This window comes from Mycobacterium sp., from assembly GCF_046091765.1.
GTDB lineage: Bacteria > Actinomycetota > Actinomycetes > Mycobacteriales > Mycobacteriaceae > Mycobacterium.
Genome location: NZ_JBJTCF010000082.1, coordinates 1 through 16,751, shown reverse-complemented (window position 1 = coordinate 16,751; position 16,751 = coordinate 1). Strand labels below are relative to the sequence as shown.

16 protein-coding genes and 1 pseudogene are annotated in these 16,751 nt (G+C 70.8%); 12 read left to right on the top strand and 5 right to left on the bottom strand.

Translation table 11 applies throughout. The annotated features are described in order from the left end of the window. Nucleotides 1-67: 67 nt before the first annotated feature. From ACKOB8_RS08550 to ACKOB8_RS08540, 3 genes are read right to left on the bottom strand one after another with little or no spacing between them, the layout of a single operon-like run. The gene (locus ACKOB8_RS08550) at nucleotides 68-1,948 is read right to left on the bottom strand and encodes a propionyl-CoA synthetase (RefSeq protein WP_526376779.1); all 1,881 of its coding nucleotides are present in this window, start codon (nucleotides 1,946-1,948) and stop codon (nucleotides 68-70) included. 20 nt (nucleotides 1,949-1,968) lie between these two features. Further along, nucleotides 1,969-2,838 carry a TIGR03619 family F420-dependent LLM class oxidoreductase gene (locus ACKOB8_RS08545; RefSeq protein WP_526376778.1) on the bottom strand — a complete coding sequence of 290 codons (870 nt, stop codon included), beginning with the start codon at nucleotides 2,836-2,838 and terminating at the stop codon, nucleotides 1,969-1,971. A gap of 25 nt (nucleotides 2,839-2,863) precedes the next feature. Further along, nucleotides 2,864-3,361, bottom strand: coding sequence for a DUF2231 domain-containing protein (locus ACKOB8_RS08540; RefSeq protein WP_526376777.1), 498 nt, complete (start codon nucleotides 3,359-3,361; stop codon nucleotides 2,864-2,866). A gap of 62 nt (nucleotides 3,362-3,423) precedes the next feature. Between ACKOB8_RS08540 and ACKOB8_RS08535 the strand changes: the two genes are divergently transcribed. The 8 genes and pseudogenes from ACKOB8_RS08535 to ACKOB8_RS08500 all read left to right on the top strand — a co-directional run bounded on the left by ACKOB8_RS08535 (nucleotide 3,424) and on the right by ACKOB8_RS08500 (nucleotide 9,948). Next, complete coding sequence (locus tag ACKOB8_RS08535; protein ID WP_526376794.1) at nucleotides 3,424-5,730, top strand: heavy metal translocating P-type ATPase; 2,307 nt, start codon at nucleotides 3,424-3,426, stop codon at nucleotides 5,728-5,730. After that, entirely contained in the window at nucleotides 5,727-6,887 is a 1,161-nt protein-coding gene (locus tag ACKOB8_RS08530; RefSeq protein WP_526376776.1) for an MFS transporter, read from the top strand. Before ACKOB8_RS08535 ends, ACKOB8_RS08530 begins: the two co-directional genes overlap by 4 nt. Before the next feature lie 9 nt (nucleotides 6,888-6,896). Next, the gene (gene cobF / locus ACKOB8_RS08525) at nucleotides 6,897-7,631 is read left to right on the top strand and encodes a precorrin-6A synthase (deacetylating) (protein WP_526376775.1); all 735 of its coding nucleotides are present in this window, start codon (nucleotides 6,897-6,899) and stop codon (nucleotides 7,629-7,631) included. 12 nt (nucleotides 7,632-7,643) lie between these two features. Continuing rightward, nucleotides 7,644-8,039, top strand: a complete 396-nt coding sequence (locus ACKOB8_RS08520) for a phage holin family protein (protein WP_526376774.1) — start codon at nucleotides 7,644-7,646, stop codon at nucleotides 8,037-8,039. Nucleotides 8,040-8,048: 9 nt separating this feature from the next. After that, a pseudogene (locus ACKOB8_RS08515) lies at nucleotides 8,049-8,291 on the top strand (DNA-formamidopyrimidine glycosylase family protein); the annotation flags it as partial. Between the two features lie 141 nt (nucleotides 8,292-8,432). Next, nucleotides 8,433-8,900, top strand: a complete 468-nt coding sequence (locus ACKOB8_RS08510) for a zinc finger domain-containing protein (RefSeq protein ID WP_526376793.1) — start codon at nucleotides 8,433-8,435, stop codon at nucleotides 8,898-8,900. Beyond that, complete coding sequence (locus ACKOB8_RS08505) at nucleotides 8,897-9,646, top strand: SDR family oxidoreductase (protein ID WP_526376773.1); 750 nt, start codon at nucleotides 8,897-8,899, stop codon at nucleotides 9,644-9,646. Before ACKOB8_RS08510 ends, ACKOB8_RS08505 begins: the two co-directional genes overlap by 4 nt. Nucleotides 9,647-9,672: 26 nt before the next feature. Next, on the top strand, nucleotides 9,673-9,948 hold the full coding sequence (locus tag ACKOB8_RS08500; protein WP_526376795.1) for a hypothetical protein: 276 nt from the start codon (nucleotides 9,673-9,675) through the stop codon (nucleotides 9,946-9,948). Nucleotides 9,949-9,956: 8 nt separating this feature from the next. Here ACKOB8_RS08500 and pgi read toward each other — a convergent pair whose 3' ends face one another. Continuing rightward, complete coding sequence (gene pgi, locus ACKOB8_RS08495; RefSeq protein ID WP_526376772.1) at nucleotides 9,957-11,594, bottom strand: glucose-6-phosphate isomerase; 1,638 nt, start codon at nucleotides 11,592-11,594, stop codon at nucleotides 9,957-9,959. A gap of 49 nt (nucleotides 11,595-11,643) precedes the next feature. Here pgi and ACKOB8_RS08490 point away from each other — a divergent pair, with 49 nt between their 5' ends. From ACKOB8_RS08490 to ACKOB8_RS08475, 4 genes are all read left to right on the top strand, one after another. Then, nucleotides 11,644-13,101, top strand: a complete 1,458-nt coding sequence (locus ACKOB8_RS08490; protein WP_526376771.1) for an NAD-dependent succinate-semialdehyde dehydrogenase — start codon at nucleotides 11,644-11,646, stop codon at nucleotides 13,099-13,101. Between the two features lie 673 nt (nucleotides 13,102-13,774). Beyond that, nucleotides 13,775-15,070 carry an MFS transporter gene (locus tag ACKOB8_RS08485; protein WP_526376770.1) on the top strand — a complete coding sequence of 432 codons (1,296 nt, stop codon included), beginning with the start codon at nucleotides 13,775-13,777 and terminating at the stop codon, nucleotides 15,068-15,070. Beyond that, nucleotides 15,067-16,131, top strand: a complete 1,065-nt coding sequence (locus ACKOB8_RS08480; protein ID WP_526376769.1) for a class I SAM-dependent methyltransferase — start codon at nucleotides 15,067-15,069, stop codon at nucleotides 16,129-16,131. The genes ACKOB8_RS08485 and ACKOB8_RS08480 overlap by 4 nt, the downstream gene beginning before the upstream one ends. Continuing rightward, entirely contained in the window at nucleotides 16,128-16,595 is a 468-nt protein-coding gene (locus tag ACKOB8_RS08475; RefSeq protein ID WP_526376768.1) for an acyl-CoA thioesterase, read from the top strand. Before ACKOB8_RS08480 ends, ACKOB8_RS08475 begins: the two co-directional genes overlap by 4 nt. A gap of 28 nt (nucleotides 16,596-16,623) precedes the next feature. Here the strand turns inward: ACKOB8_RS08475 and ACKOB8_RS08470 are convergent. Beyond that, nucleotides 16,624-16,751 (bottom strand): chorismate mutase (locus tag ACKOB8_RS08470; RefSeq protein ID WP_526376792.1); only part of this gene is annotated, 128 nt, incomplete at its 5' end.

The following is a 16,751-nucleotide window of genomic DNA, read 5'->3' as shown; positions in this document are numbered from 1 at the left end:
TCGCCGCGGACCGACACGATCACCCGCCCGACCAGCAGTTGGGGATAGAACCGGCGCTGTGGATAACTTAACCGGGCGGCGCGGGTCCCCGCAGGATCGGCCGCAGCGCCTCCAGCACGGCGGGGTCCTCGATCGTCGAGGGCATCGGCTCGTCGCGGCCGTGGGCGATGCCGCGCATGGTCTTGCGCAGGATCTTGCCGGAGCGGGTCTTGGGCAGCGCCGGGACGACGTCGACCCGGCTGAAGCAGGCGACCGGGCCGATGTGCTCCCGGACCGAGGCGACCAACTGCTCGGCCAGGCCGTCGGACGCGGCGCCGGCCTTGAGCACCACCAGCCCGCGCGGAACCTGGCCCTTGATCTCGTCGGCGACCCCGATCACCGCGCACTCCGCGACGGCCGGGTGGGCGGCCAGCACCGCCTCGATCGCCCCGGTGGACAACCGGTGCCCGGCGACGTTGATCACGTCGTCGATGCGCCCCATCACGAACAGATAGCCGTCCTCGTCGAGGTGGCCTCCGTCGCCGGTCAGGTAGTAGCCGGGATGCTCGGACAGGTAGGACGCCTCGAAGCGGGCGTCGTCACCCCACAGCGTCGGCAGGGTGCCCGGCGGCAGCGGCAGCCGGATGCAGATCGAACCGTCCTCCCGGGGGGCGCAGTTGCTGCCGTCCGGGTGCAGGATCTGCACGTCGTAGCCGGGCATCGGCACCGTCGGTGAGCCCGCCTTGAGCGGAAGGGCCTGCACACCAACCGGATTCGCGGCGATCGCCCAGCCCGTTTCGGTCTGCCACCAGTGGTCCACCACGGGGATGGCGAGCTTCTCCGAGGCCCATCCGAAGGTGTCGGGATCCAACCGCTCGCCGGCCTGGAACAGATACCGCAGTGACGACAGGTCGTAGCGCCCGATGTGGGTTCCGTCGGGGTCCTCCTTGCGGATCGCCCGCAGCGCGGTGGGCGCGGAGAACAGTACCTTGACCCGGTGCTCGGCGACGACCCGCCAGAACGCACCGGGGTCGGGCGTGCCGACCGGCTTTCCCTCGTAGAGCACGGTGGTGGCTCCGGCCAGCAGCGGGCCGTAGACGATGTAGGAGTGCCCGACCACCCAGCCCACGTCGGAGGCCGCCCAGAACACGTCGCCCGGGTTGATGTCGTAGACGTTGCGCATGCTCCACAGCAGGGCGACCGCATGCCCGCCGTTGTCGCGCACGATTCCCTTGGGCTTGCCGGTGGTGCCTGAGGTGTAGAGCACATACAGCGGATCGGTCGCGGCCACCGGGACCGGGTCGGCCGGCCTGGCGGCGGACATCAGCTCCGAGAAGTCGTGGTCGCGTCCCGGGGTCAGCTCGCAGCGGTGGCGATCGCGCTGCACGATCACGCAGGCGTCGGGCCGATGGGCGGCAAGTTCCAGCGCGTGGTCGAGCATCGGCTTGTACTCCACCACCCGGGCCGGCTCGATGCCGCAGGACGCCGACACGATCACCGTCGGGCGCGCGTCGTCGATGCGGGCGGCCAGTTCGTGCGCGGCGAACCCGCCGAACACCACCGAGTGCACCGCGCCCAGGCGGGCGCAGGCCAGCATCGCGATCACCGCCTCCGGGATCATCGGCAGGTAGAGCACCACGCGGTCGCCCACGCCGACGCCCAGCTCGCGCAGCACCCCGGCGAAAAGCGCTGTCCGGGAGAGCAGTTCGCGATAGGTGAAGCTCTGCATGGTGCCGGTGAGCGGGGAGTCGTAGATCAGCGCGGGCTGGTCGGCGCGCTCGGGGATGTGCCGGTCCAGCGCGTTGGCGCAGGTGTTGAGTTCGGCGTCGGGGAACCAGCGGTAGAACGGCGGCCGGTCGTCGTCGAGGATGCGCCGGGGTGACCGAGTCCAGTCCACCGCGTTCGCCGCCTCCGACCAGAACCCCGCGGGGTCCGCCAGGCTGGCCCGGAACACGTCGCGGTAGCTCACCGGTGCGCCTCCTCGGCGGGCTAGTTCAGCTTGGCGATGACGTTCTCGGCGAACATCTCCAGGTTTCGGATCTTGGAGTCCAGCTTCTCGGTGTCCGGGCCGTTGATGTAGGGGATCCGGAAGCCGACGATGACGTCGGTGACTCCCTTGTCCTCCAGCCGCTTGATGCCGTCGGGGGTGTAGGCGTCCAGGGAGATCACGTGGATCTGGAAGTCCTTGTCCGCGGTGCCCTCCTCCTCGCGGTAGCGCTGCAGGGTGGTCAGCAGCTCGTCGAGGTCCTCGTTGCCGCCGCCGTGCATCCACCCGTCGTTGCGCGCCGCCCGGCGCAGCGCGGCGTCGGCGTGGCCGCCGATGAGGATCGGGATCGGCTTCGTCGGCGCCGGAGTCATCTTGGTCTTGGGGATGTCGTAGAACTCCCCGTGGAACTCGAAGTAGTCCCCGGATGTCAGGCCGCGGATGATCTCGATGCACTCGTCCATCCGCTTGCCGCGCCGGGCGAACGGCACACCCATCAGCTCGTAGTCCTCCGGCCACGGGCTGGTGCCCACGCCGAGCCCCACCCGGTTGCCGATCAGCGCGGCCAGTGAGCCGGCCTGCTTGGCGACCAGCGCCGGCGGGCGGATCGGCAGCTTCAGGACGAAGAAGTTGAAGTGCAGCCGTTCGGTGACCGCGCCGAGGGCGGCGGTGATCACGAGGGTCTCGATGAAGGCCTTGCCGTCGAGGAATTCGCGGTTGCCGTCAGCGGTGTAGGGGTATTTGGAGTCCGACTCGAACGGGTAGGCGACGCTGTCGGGGATCGTCATCGCGTGATACCCGGCGGCCTCGGCGGCCTTCGCGAGCGGGATGTAGAAACTGGGGTCGGTCATCGCCTCGGCGTAAGTGAATCGCACACGGCGATCCTAGACCGCCAGGGGTTTAGCCGCCCTCGCCGCCTTCGCCGCCGCCCGCGGCCGCCGGTTCGAGCGCATCGCTCCAGACCGACTCCGCGCCGGAGTGGCCGATGCGGTACACCTGGGCCGAGGTCGCCACGCCCGCCCCGATCACCAGGACCGCGGCGATCAGGGAGAGCGCCGTCGAGTTGTTTCCGCGGTTGGCGCGGTGCTGGACGAACGCCAGAAGAACGGTGACCGCGAAGAGTGCGAGGGAAAAGTAGATCATCGTCTCGCCCAGATGCTCGTGCTTCTCCACCAGTTCGGTGTCCTCGACCCGGTTGTAGAGCCATTCGCCGGCCTCGGCGGTGATCGGGGTGAGCACCAGGGTGACACCGGCCAGCGCCAGGGTCAGCCACACCAACCGCCGACGGGCCGCCGGCCAGACCGCACACAGAATCGCCAGGATCGCGGTCAGCGGAGCCAGCACCACGATGAAGTGAACCAGCAGGGGGTGGGCGGGCAGTCCGTTGATCATCGACATTGGGCCGATGCTACTAGGGTCAAGAGGCTCTGCCGCGGTTCACCACGCACTGCCACACTGACATCGTGGCCAACGCGCGCTGGGTGTTGCTGGGCGCGACGCTCACCGCGCTGATCGCCGGAGGCGTCGCGTGGCTCACCGGTTCCCCCCGCGTCGCCGAGGGCTGCTGGGTGGCCGGCACCCTCGCCGCGGTGCTGCCCGCCGCCTGGTGGGTGATCGCGGGTCTGCGGGCCGGCAGGTTCGGCGTCGACGTGCTGGCCGTGCTGTCGCTGCTGGGTGCGCTGGCCGTCGGGGAATACCTCGCCGGCGCGCTGATCGCGGTGATGCTGGCGACCGGCCAGGCCCTCGACGCGGCCGCCGAGCGCCGCGCGACCAAGGATCTGCGGGCGCTGCTGGACCGGGTGCCCCGCACCGCGCGCCGCCGGCGCGGCGACGACATCGAGGTCGTCGAACTCGACGCGATCGCGGTGGACGACGTGGTCCTGGTCGGCCCCGGCGAGGTGCTGCCGGTGGACGGCAGTGTGTCCTCGGAGTACGCCCTCATCGACGACTCCGCGCTGACCGGCGAGCCGCTGCAGGTGCGCTACGAGCACGGCGAATCGGTGCGCAGCGGCAGCGTCAACGCCGGCGGCGGCTTCGAGTTGCGCGCGTCGGCCACCGCCGAGGACAGCACGTACGCGGGCATCGTGCGGCTGGCCAAACAGGCCGCCGCCGAGTCCGCGCCGATCGTGCGCCTGGCCGACCGGGTGGCGGCCTGGTTCGTGCCCCTTGCGCTGGCGGTCGCCGCCCTGGCCTGGCTGCTCAGCGGGTCTGCCGCCCGCGCGGTCGCGGTGCTGGTGGTGGCGACCCCGTGCCCGCTGCTGCTGGCCGCGCCGGTGGCCATCGTCTCCGGGCTTTCGCGCACCTCGCGGATCGGTGTGCTGGTGCGCGGCGGTGGTCCGCTGGAAACACTGGGCCGCGCAACGACTCTGGTACTCGACAAGACCGGGACCCTGACCTCCGGTCGGCCCCGCGGCACCGACATCGTCGTCGCCCCCGGGTGGAGCATCGACGAGGTGCTCGGGCTGGCGGCGTCCGCCGACCAACTCTCACCGCACGTGCTGGCGGCGGCGATCGTCGACGAGGCGCGCCAGCGCGGGCTGCCGCTGAGTGTGCCGACCGAAGTCGACGAGGAGGCCGGCACCGGGGTGTCGGCGTTGGTCGGGGACCGGCGCGTGCATGTCGGCAATCTCGGACTCGACGGCGAACTCTCGGACTGGGCGGCGTCGGTGCTGTCCCGCGCCGCGCTCGACGGCGCGGTCATCGCCTGGGTGCGAGTGGATGGAGAGCTGGTGGGGGCGATCCTGCTGGCCGACCCGCTGCGCCCCGACGCCCCGCGCACCCTGCGCCGGTTGCGCGCGGCGAATATGACCCGGCTGGTGATGCTGACCGGGGACCGCCCGGCGCCGGCCGAGCAGATCGGCACGGTGCTCGGCCTCGACGAGGTGGCCGCCCAGCAGAGTCCGGCCGACAAGGTCGCGCGGGTGCGCATCGAGAGCGAGCGGGCGGTCACCGCGATGGTCGGAGACGGTGTCAACGACGCGCCGGCGCTGGCCGCCGCCGACGTCGGTATCGCGATGGGGGCCCGGGGATCGACGGCAAGCTCGGAGGCCGCCGACATCGTGCTGACCGCCGACCGGCTCGACCGGCTCGCCGACGCCAAGCTGATCGCCCGCCGGTCGCGGCGCATCGCGGTGCAGAGCGCGGTGATCGGAATGGGTCTTTCGTTGGTGGCCATGGGTTTTGCCGCGGTCGGGCTGCTGCCGCCGGCGGTGGGTGCCTTGCTGCAGGAGGGCATCGACCTGGCGGTGATCCTCAACGCGCTGCGCGCGCTGCGCACCGACCACGCCGCCATGCCGACGCTGGGACCCGATGCCGAGCGATTGGTGCGCCGCTTCGCCGAGGAGCACGACCAGATGCGCGACGACCTGTCGATCCTGCGTGACGCCGCCCAGCAGATCGCCGCGGGCAGCCGTGCTGAGGCGCTGCCCACCGTGCAGGCCGCCGACAGCTTCCTGCGGGACACGCTGCTGCCGCACGAGGACGCCGAGGACTCCGTGCTCTACCCGGCGCTGGCCGGCCCGCTGGGCAGCCCCGAAGCCACCGCCACCATGAGCCGCATGCACGCCGAGATCCACCGGCTGGCGACACGTCTGCACAGCCACCGGGAGATCGCGGAGGCCGCCGGCACGGTGACGGGCGAACAGTCCGACGACCTGCTGGCCTGTCTGTACGGTCTGTACGCGCTGCTGTGCCTGCACTTCGTGCAGGAGGAGGAGAACTTCTTCGTGCTCGCCTCGGGGCTCGGCGAACCACCGGGCGCCGGGTGAACTGGCTGACCCGCAACGTGCGGGTGCTCTCGGCGGTGTCCTTCCTGCAGGACACCGCCAGCGAATTGCTCTACCCGCTACTGCCGATCTACCTGACCACGGTGCTGGGCGCACCACCGGCGGTGGTCGGCGCGATCGAGGGCGCCGCCGAGGGGGCGGCCTCGGTGACCAAGGTGGCCGTCGGTCCCCTCGGCGACCGCTTCGCCAAGCGGCCGCTGATCGCCACCGGCTACGGGATGGCCGCGCTGGGCAAGGTGATCGTCGCCGCCGCCGGCGCCTGGCCCGGTGTGCTCGCCGGGCGAGTGGTCGACCGGCTCGGCAAGGGTCTGCGCGGCGGACCGCGCGACGCACTGCTGGTGGAGGGAGTCGAACCCGGTTCGCGCGGAAAGGTTTTCGGGTTCCACCGCGCGATGGACACCCTCGGTGCGGTGGTCGGGCCGCTGCTGGGCCTGCTGGGCTATCAGCTGCTCGACCAGCAGATCGCACCGCTGCTGTATGTCGCGATCATCCCGGCGGTGATCTCGGTGTTGCTGATCGCGCTGGTGCGCTCGCCCAAGAAAGACGGGCCCCGACCGGCGCGCACGCCCTTCCTGGCCGGGGTCGCCGAGCTGCCGCGCCGGTTCTGGCGGGTCACCGCCGTCGTCGTCGGTTTCGGGCTGGTGAACTTCCCCGACGCGCTGTTGCTGTTGCGGCTCAACGAGATCGGCTTCGGGGTCGTCGAGGTGATCCTGGCCTACGTCACCTACAACCTGGTGTACGCGCTGGGCAGCTTCCCGGCCGGCATCCTCGCCGACCGGCTGCCGCGCCCCACGGTGTTCGGCATCGGCCTGGTGTTCTTCGCCGTGGGTTACATCGGGTTGGGTCTGACCACCGACCCGGTGGCGGCGTGGGTGCTCATCGGCGTCTACGGAGTGTTCACCGCCTGCACCGACGGTGTCGGCAAGGCGTGGGTGTCCGCACTGGTCGGCGCGGACCGCCAGTCCACCGCGCAGGGTGTCTTCCAGGGCGGCAGCGGCCTGGCGATCCTGGTCGCCGGGATATGGGCCGGGTTGCTCTGGGGTGCTGACGGACGGCTGCCGCTGCTGATCTCGGGGGTGGTCGGCGGCTGCTTCGCGGTGGTGCTGCTCGGCCGGTGGGTGCTGCTGCGCGCTCGTTAGGCTCCGGGCATGCGGATGATCCACGTCATCGGGATCGGGGTCGGCGACCCGGACTTCGTGACGGTCCAGGCGGTCGCCGCGCTCAACGAGACCCAGGTGTTCTTCGCGGTGGACAAGGGCGAGGCCACAAGCGATCTCGTCGCGTTGCGCCGCGAGGTCTGCCGCCGCTTCATCACCGATCCGGGATACCGGTTCGTCGAGCTGCCCGACCCGGTGCGCGCCGACGACGGCGACTACCGTGCCGCGGTCGCCGACTGGCACGCCGCGCGCGCCCGGCTGTGGGCGGGCGCGATCGAGACGGAGTTGGAACCCGGCGGCGTCGGCGCGTTCCTGGCCTGGGGCGACCCTTCGCTCTACGACAGCACGCTGCGGATCCTCGACGAGGTCGCCCGGCACGTGGAACTGCGCTACGACGTCATCCCCGGGGTCACCGCCGTGCAGGCGCTGACCGCGCGGCACCGCATCCCGCTCAACGACGTCGGCGAGCCGGTGCTGATCACCACCGGCCGTCAGCTGCGCGCGAACGGCCTGTCCGGCTCGGCGGTGGTGATGCTCGACGGGGACTGCGCGTTCCTGGCCTGCCCGCCGGCGACCCGGATCTGGTGGGGCGCCTATCTGGGCACGCCGGAGGAGATCCTGGTCGCCGGAACCGTCGGTGAGGTGGGCGAGCGGATCGCGCAGTTGCGAACCTCCGCGCGCGCCACCCACGGCTGGATCATGGACACCTACCTGTTGCGGCCGTGACATGATCGAGGCATGGGGTTTCTGGCACGGGCCGCGGTCACCGGCCTGGCGCTGTGGGTGGTCACCCTGATCGTGCCGGGCATCTCCTTCGTGGGCGGTGACAGCGACCTGCAGCGGATCGGCATCATCCTGGTCGTCGCCGTGATCTTCGGTCTGGTCAACGCGGTCATCAAACCGATCGTGCAACTGCTGTCGATCCCGCTCTACATCCTCACGCTGGGGCTCTTCCACGTCGTCATCAACGCCCTGATGCTGTGGATCACCTCGTGGATCACCGAGCACACCACGCACTGGGGTCTGCAGATCGACACGTTCTGGTGGACCGCGATCTGGGCGGCGATCGTGCTCTCGCTCGTCGGCTGGGTGTTCTCGCTGCCGTTCCGCGGCGCCGAGCGCGCGCTGGGCTGACACCCGGCCGTGCCCGAACTCCCCGAGGTCGAGGCGCTCGCCGATCATCTGCGCCGGCACGCGGTGGGCCGCACGGTCGAACGCGTCGACGTGGCGTCGCTGTCGGCGCTGAAGACCGTCGACCCGCCGGTGTCGGCGCTGCACGGGCGCACCGTGACCGGCGCCCACCGCTGGGGGAAGTACCTGGGCGTGCAGTGCGACGATCTCCACCTCGTCACCCACCTGTCCCGGGCGGGCTGGTTGCGCTGGTCTGATCCGATGAGCGGGGCTGCGCCCAAGCCCGGCAGGGGACCGGTCGCGCTGCGGGTGCACCTCGGCGGTGCGGGGTTCGACCTCACCGAGGCGGGCACCCAGAAACGCCTGGCGGTCTGGCTGGTCGCCGACCCGGCTGCGGTGCCCGGCGTGGCGGCGCTGGGCCCCGACGCCCTGACCCTCACCGCGGACCTGCTCGCGGACGTGCTCGCGGCGCACACCGGGCGCATCAAGACGGTGATCACCGATCAGAAGGTGATCGCCGGCATCGGCAACGCCTACAGCGACGAGATCCTGCACGCCGCCCGGATCTCCCCGTTCGCCACCGCGTCCACGCTGACCGCGCCGCGGGTCTCAGCGCTGTACGAGGCGATCACCTCGGTGCTCTCCGACGCGGTCACGCGGTCGGTCGGCCAGGGTGCCGCGACGCTCAAGGGGGAGAAGCGCGCCGGGCTGTCGGTGCACGGCCGCACCGGCCTGCCGTGCCCGGTGTGCTCCGACACCGTGCGGGAGGTGTCGTTCGCGGACCGGTCCTTCCAGTACTGTCCGGGATGCCAGACCGGAGGCAAGGTCCTGGCGGATCGCAGGATGTCGAGGTTGCTCAAATGATCAGGCAGAAGATCCTCATCACCGGCGCGAGTTCCGGCCTCGGTGCCGGGATGGCGCGCGCGTTCGCGGCCAAGGGCCGCGACCTGGCGTTGTGCGCCCGCCGGACCGACCGGCTCGAGGAGCTCAAAGCCGAACTGACACAGCGCTATCCCGGCATCACCGTCGCCGTCGCGGCACTCGACGTCAACGACCATGAGCAGGTGCCGAAGGTCTTCGCTGCGCTGGCCGACGAACTCGGCGGCCTGGACCGGGTCATCGTCAACGCCGGTATCGGCAAGGGCGCGCCGCTGGGCAGCGGCAAGCTGTGGGCGAACAAGGCCACCCTGGAGACCAACCTGGTGGCGGCGCTGGTGCAGATCGAGACCGCGCTGGAGATCTTCACCGCGGCCGGTTCGGGTCACCTGGTGCTGATCTCCAGCGTGCTGGCCAACAAGGGCGTGCCCGGCACCAAGGCCGCCTACGCCGCGAGCAAGGCCGGGGTGTCCTCACTCGGGGAGTCGTTGCGCGCCCAGTACCCGTCCGGACCGATCAGGGTGACGGTGATCGAGCCCGGCTACATCCAGTCGGAGATGACCGCCAAGTCCGAGACCACCATGCTCATGGTCGACACCGAGACCGGTGTGGCCGAGATGGTGGAGGCCATCGAGAAGGAGCGGGGCCGGGCGATCGTGCCGCGGTGGCCGTGGGTGGCGCTGGTGGCGATGCTCAAGGCGCTACCCCCGAATTTGACGAAGCGGTTCGCCTGAGCGCCCCGATGGTCCACAATCGGCCGATGAAACTGATTCTGATCGCAGCGCTGGCGGCAGGAGTCCTCGCGACCGCCGCACCGGCTCTCGCCAACCCGCCCGACTGTGTCAGCCCGGACGGCTCCCCGTGCGTGGTCGTCGATGGTGACGGGGTGAGCGGCGAGATTCCCGGCGGGCCCTCCGGCAACGCCGGGCCCCAAGGCGCCAGCGGCTCGATTCCGGGCGGCCCCAGCGGCGGGGTCGGTCCGGGCGGGGCCTCCGGCTGCGTTCCCGGCGTCGGCTGCCTCGACATCCCCGCCTGAGCCCGCGGCTAGGCCGTCCGGCCGCGCTCGGTGCGGTAGCGGCGCACCAGCGCGTCGGTGGAGCTGTCGGACTGCGCCGGTGGTGAGGCGGCCTCGGTGATCACCGGCAGCAGCGCCTTGGCCTGTGTCTTGCCCAGTTCCACGCCCCACTGGTCGAAGGAGTCCACGCCCCAGATCACCCCCTCGGTGAACACCTGGTGCTCATAGAGCGCGATCAGCTGACCCAGCACCGACGGGGTCAGCCGGGTGGCCAGGATCGAGGTGGTGGGCTTGTTTCCCGGCATCACCTTGTGCGGCACCACCTCCGCGGGGGTGCCCTCGGCCGAGATCTCCTGCGCGGTCTTGCCGAACGCGAGCACCTGGGTCTGGGCGAAGAAGTTGCTCATCAGCAGGTCGTGCATGGACCCGGTGCCGTCAGCGGTCGGCAGGTCGTCGACCGGCTGGGAGAACCCGATGAAGTCGGCCGGCACCAGCCGGGTGCCCTGATGCAGCAGTTGGTAGAACGCGTGCTGGCCGTTGGTGCCCGGCTCGCCCCAGAAGATCTCGCCGGTCGCGGCGCTCACCGGGGTGCCGTCGGCACGCACCGACTTGCCGTTGGACTCCATGGTCAGCTGCTGCAAATAGGCCGCGAAGCGGGCCATGTCGTTGGAGTAGGGCAGCACCGCGCGGGTCTCGGCGCCGAAGAAGTCGGAATACCACAGCCCGATCAGCCCGAGCAGCACCGGCGCGTTGGACTCCAGCGGCGCGGTGGCGAAGTGGCGGTCGACGACGTGAAATCCGGACAGGAAGTCGCCGAAGGCCTCTCGGCCGATCACCGCCATCAGCGACAGCCCGATCGCCGAATCCACCGAATAGCGGCCGCCCACCCAGTCCCAGAAGCCGAACATGTTGGCACTGTCGATGCCGAACTCCTCGACGAGCTTCTTGTTCGTCGACACCGCCACGAAGTGCTTGGCGACGGCGTCGGCGCCGAGCGCGTCGACCAGCCAGCGCCGCGCCGCCGTCGCGTTGGTCAGCGTCTCCAGGGTGGTGAACGTCTTGGAGGCCACGACGAACAGCGTGGTGGCCGGGTCGAGTCCGTCGAGCGTGGCGACCAGGTCGGCGGGGTCGACGTTGGAGACGAAGCGCGCCGAGATCCCGGCGTCGGCGTAGTGGCGCAGCGCCTGATACGCCATCGCCGGGCCGAGGTCCGAGCCGCCGATGCCGATGTTGACCACGGTGGTGATGCGCTTGCCGGTGGCCCCGGTCCACGCCCCGGAGCGCAGCCGGTCGGTGAAGTCGCCCATCGCGTCGAGCACGGCGTGCACGTCGGCGACGACGTCCTGGCCGTCGACGGTCAGCGTGGCGTCGCGGGGCAGCCGCAGCGCGGTGTGCAGCACCGCGCGGTCCTCGGAGGTGTTGATGTGCTCCCCGGCGTACATGGCGTCGCGGCGCTGTTCCAGCCCGGCGGCCCGGGCCAGGTCGGTCAGCAGCGTCAGCGTCTGGCGGGTGACCCGGTGCTTGCTGTAGTCGATATAGAGGTCACCGACGGTCAGCGTCAGCTCACGGCCGCGGTCGGGGTCCTCGGCGAACAGTTCCCGCAGGTGTCTGGGGGCGATCTGGTCGTGGTGGCGGTGCAGCGCGTCCCAGGCGGCGGACAGATCCATTCCCCAGACCCTATGCGCAAACCCCGGCGACGGTGTAGATGATTGTCCTATGGCTTCCCCGGAAATTCAGCGGCTGTTGTCCTCGGTCCCGACCGGTCTGTGGATCGGCGGTGAGGAGCGGGCCGCGGCGTCGACCTTCGACGTGCTCAACCCCGCCACCGACGAAGTGCTCATCGCGGTGGGCAACGCGACCGCCGCCGACGCGGTGTCCGCTCTCGACGCCGCCAGCGCCGCGCAGCAGAGCTGGGCGGCGACCCCGGCCCGGGAGCGCGGCGAGATCCTGCGGACGGTGTTCGAGGCGATCATCGACCGCGCCGACGACTTCGCCACCCTGATGACGCTGGAGATGGGCAAGGTGCTGCCCGAGAGCATGGGCGAGGTGAAATACGGCGCCGAGTTCTTCCGCTGGTTCGCCGAGGAGGCCGTGCGCATCCACGGCCGGTACACCCCCAGCCCGGCCGGCACCGGGCGCATCGTCGTCACCAAGCAGCCGGTCGGACCGTGCTACGCGATCACGCCGTGGAACTTCCCGCTGGCGATGGGCACCCGCAAGATCGGCCCCGCGCTGGCGGCGGGCTGCACCATGATCGTCAAGCCCGCCCAGGAGACCCCGCTGACGATGCTGCTGCTGGCCAAGCTGATCGGCGACGCCGGGCTGCCTAAGGGTGTGCTGTCGGTGCTGCCGAGCAACTCCCCGCGCGAGGTGACCACCGCGCTGATCGAGGACGGCCGGTTGCGCAAGATGAGCTTCACCGGGTCGACCGGGGTGGGCAAGGCGCTGCTCAAACAGTCCTCTGACGCGCTGCTGCGCACGTCGATGGAACTCGGCGGCAACGCCCCGTTCGTGGTGTTCGACGACGCCGACGTCGACGCCGCCGTCGAGGGCGCGATGCTGGCCAAGATGCGCAACGGCGGGGAGGCCTGCACGGCGGCCAACCGGTTCTACGTGGCCGACACGCTGCTGGAGGACTTCACCGACAAGTTCGTCAAGAAGATGGGCGAGCTGACGCTGGGTGACGGCATGGACCCGTCGTCGAAGCTGGGCCCGCTGGTGAACCCCAAGCAGGTGAAGTCCGTGCAGGAACTCGTCGACGACGCCGTCGAGAAGGGCGCCACCATCGCGATCGGCGGCCAGGCGCCCGGCGGTCCCGGTAACTTCTACCCGGCCACCGTGCTGACCGACGTCCCGCGCAACGCCCGCATCCTCAAGGAGGAGGTGTTCGGCCCGGTCGCCCCGATCGTCGGCTTCGACACCGAGGCCGACGGGATCGCGGCCGCCAACGACACCGAGTACGGCCTGGCGGCCTACGTCTACACCCAGTCGCTGGACCGGGCGCTGCGGGTGGCCGAGTCGATTCAGGCCGGCATGGTGGGCGTCAACCGCGGGGTGATCTCCGACCCGGCCGCGCCGTTCGGTGGGGTCAAGGAGTCCGGCTTCGGCCGCGAGGGCGGGTTCGAGGGCATCGAGGAGTACCTCGACGTCAAGTACATCGCGCTGACGAAGTAGCGGCCTACCCCAACGATGGAGGGCCGACTCGGCCAGACGCTGGCGTCGCACTGGCCGGTCTTCGCCGTGCTGGCGGTCCTGGCGGCGGTCATGCTGCTGTGGATCTTCAGCCTGGTCGATGAGTACGTCGGCCCGTGGCGCGCGAGTATGTCGGCCGCCCCGAGCCGCGCATCCTCTACGTGTCGCTGGACAAGCCGCCCGCGGACTACGGCTACGACGGTGCGCCGAATGTCTCGGGAGTCGCCGAGCGCCTGCCGTTCCCGGCGATCAAGGACGTGCTCACCGCGCTGAAACCGGGCGGGGCTCCGAGCCTGTCGATCCTCGGTGTGGACAGCGTGACCGGGCGCGCGGAGATGGCCCAGGCCCGGGCGATGGCCTCGGCACCCAGGTGGACTTCGTCAGGAACGGGGGGTCGCTCGGTTTCTCGCCGGATCCCGACGACTACGGCCAGGCCGCGGTCCGGCTCGCCCTGGACTGGCTGGACGACCGGACCAGCCCCGGGCCCCCGCCGCCGGTGGAGCGTCGCATTTCGAGGTGTCGGTCCGCGCCGACGCCCTGGCGCGCCGCGGTGTGACACTGCCGCCGATCTACATCGAGGCGGCCAGGGAGAATGGCAGCCTGTTCGGGTGAGCCTGTCCCGGTTGGTACCTCGGAGGAAGATGAGCGTGCGACGGTGACATCGCAGTCCAGGGGCCTTCGCCGGGTCGCGCTGTCCAGCCTGGCCGGCACGACGGTCGAGTACTACGACTTCCTGCTGTACGCGACGATGACGGCGCTGGTGTTCGACCGGCTGTTCTTCCCCGACTCCGACCCGTCGACCGCGGCCATGGCCGCGTTCGCCACGCTGGCGGCCGGCTACGTCGCGCGGCCGCTGGGCGGAATCGTGTTCGGCCACATCGGTGACCGGCTCGGACGCAAACGCACGCTGGTCGCGACGATGAGCCTGATGGGCGTGGCGAGTTTTCTGATCGGGTGCCTGCCCACCTACGAGTCGATCGGCCGCGCGGCGCCGGTGCTGCTGGTGCTGCTGCGGGTCGGGCAGGGCATCGCGGTCGGCGGCGAGTGGGGCGGGGCCACCCTGATGGTCGCCGAGCACGCCGAGCCGTCGGCCCGCGGCCGGTGGAATGGTGTCACCCAGATGGGTGCGGCACTGGGCGGGCTGCTGTCGACCGCGGTCGTGCTGGCGCTGTCCGGTCTGTCCGACGCGGCGCTCATGTCGTGGGGTTGGCGGGTGCCGTTCTGGCTGAGCGCCGTGCTGCTGGTGATCGGGCTCTACGTGCGTTCGGCGGTGGCCGAGAGCCCGGTGTTCACCGAGGCGCAGCAGGCCGCCCAGGGTGGGGCGAGAAGCGTGCCGCTGACGGCGGTGCTGCGCCGCCCGGTGCCCCTGCTGCTCACCTGTGCCGCGGGGATCGGATGCTTCGGGCTGACCGCGCTGCTGAGCACCTACATGATCAGCTACACCCGCAACATCGGCTATGCGATGCCCGACATCCTGTCCTCGAAACTGTGGGGCGGGGTGACGGTGCTGATCGCCATCCCGGTGTTCTCCGCGCTGTCGGACCGGCTGGGCCGGCGCCGGGTCATCATGGCCGGCGCTGTCGCGATCGTGCTGTACGCCTACCCGATGTACGCCCTCGTCGACACCGGGTCGACACCGCTGCTGATCACCGCGGTGGTCACCGGCCAGATCATCGAGGGGGCGATGTACGGCCCGCTGGGTGCGTTGCTGACCGAGATGTTCGACACCGAGAACCGCTACACCGGGGTGTCGCTGGGATACCAGCTGTCGGCGCTGATCGGTGCCGGGTTCACCCCGCTGCTGGCCAGCGCCCTGCTCGCCGGCGGGCCGACCAGCACCCCGCTGGTGATCATCGCGATGAGCTGCGGTCTGGTGACGATCGTCGCGATGCTGCTGATCCGCGAGACGGCGGGCCGCAACCTTGCCACCCCGATGGCGGCGCCGCGGTGACCCGGACCGCGCCGATGGCCGGCGGCGGCGACTACAACCGCAACTCGGCGATCCAGTCGGCCGGGCTGACGCCCGGCGTCGAGCTGCTGCGGCAGGCGGCGGCCGCCGTCGCTCTGCCGGATCCCCCGCAGCAGCTGGTGATCGCCGACTACGGCTGCTCGGCGGGAGGAAACTCGCTGCGCCCGGTCGCCGCGGCGGTCGACGCTCTGCGGCTGCGCACCGAATGCCCGATCACCGTGGTGCACACCGACCTTCCCGACAATGACTTCTGCACCTTGTTCGAGACGGTGTGGAACGACCCGGCGTCCTACGTCACCCGCCCCGGGGTCTTCGCGGTGGCGATCGGGCGGTCCTTCTATCACCAGCTGCTGCCGGCCGACAGCGTCACGGTGGGGTGGAGCTCGTGGTCGGTGGCCTGGCTGAGCCGCCCGCCGGGACCGATACCGGATCACGTCCAGGTCAGCTACAGCGCCGACGCGGCGACCCGGGCGGCCTATGCCCGCCAGTCCGCCCGCGACTGGGAGGACTTCCTCACCGCGCGGGCTGCCGAGATGCGACCCGGCGCCCGACTGGTGCTGGTGGTGCCGGCGGCCGACGAGGACGGCAGCGCGGGATACCGGCCGATGTTCGACGCGGCCTGGGCCGCGCTGAGCGGGTTCGTCCAGGAGGGCGTGCTCGACGCGCAGGAAGCGGCCGCCATGTCGATGCCGCACCACGGCCGCAGCGCGGCCGATCTCACCGCACCGTTCGGCGACGACGGCTGCTTCGCCGGGCTGGCGATCGAACGACTGGAGGTCTTCACCGGCGACGACGCGTTCTTTGCCGACTACCGATCCAGCGGCGACGCCGAGGCTTTCGGGGCCCGATGGGCCGGAGTGTTCGCCGCCGGCGCCTTCCCGTCGCTGGGAACCGGTCTGGCGACACCCCCGCAGGACCCCCGCACCGTGACCCTCTTCGGCCGGCTGAAGGCCGGTGTCGCCGCGCGCCTGGCGGAATCGCCGCAGCCGCTGCGCATTCCGGTCGCCAACATGGTGCTGGTCAAACAGGGCGGTGACGCGTGAGCGGGGACGCGGACCTGACGCCCTGGGCCGCATACCGTTTCGTGCGGGAGGTGGTGCCGCCGGCCGAAGAGCATCGGGTTCATCTGCACAACCTGGCGATCGCCGAGCTGCTCTTCGATACGCGCAACGCCTACGTCACAGAGGGTGCGGGCATCGACTGGGAGGGCATGCACAACTCCGGACGCGTGCTGGTGATACGCCGGCTTGAGATCGACTTCGAACATGAGGTGCCCGCGGGTGTGGCGCTCAAAGTGGGGGTGCGGGCCGTCGCCCGGTCGCGGCGCACGATGACGTTCGAGGAGGCGGTCTGGCGGGTCGCCCCACCCGTCGTCGTCGCGGTCGCCCGCTCCCTGCATCAGGTCGTGAGCGCCGACGCCCCCGTCGCGCTTGACCTGCCCGAGGACGTCGTGGGGTGCTTCGAGGCCTACGAAGGTCGCCGCCTGAGCGGGCCGGCAGGTCGGTGAAGCCGGCCGCTGGACTTGATGGCCGGCGTCAGTGCCCGAGCCGGCCGCGGCCCAGGCGCAGCAGGAGCATCGCCAGGTCCTTGCCGTCCTGGCCGAGCTCGCTGTAGCGCTCGATGACCTTCATTTCGCGGCTGTGCACCAGCCGGGTGCCACCGG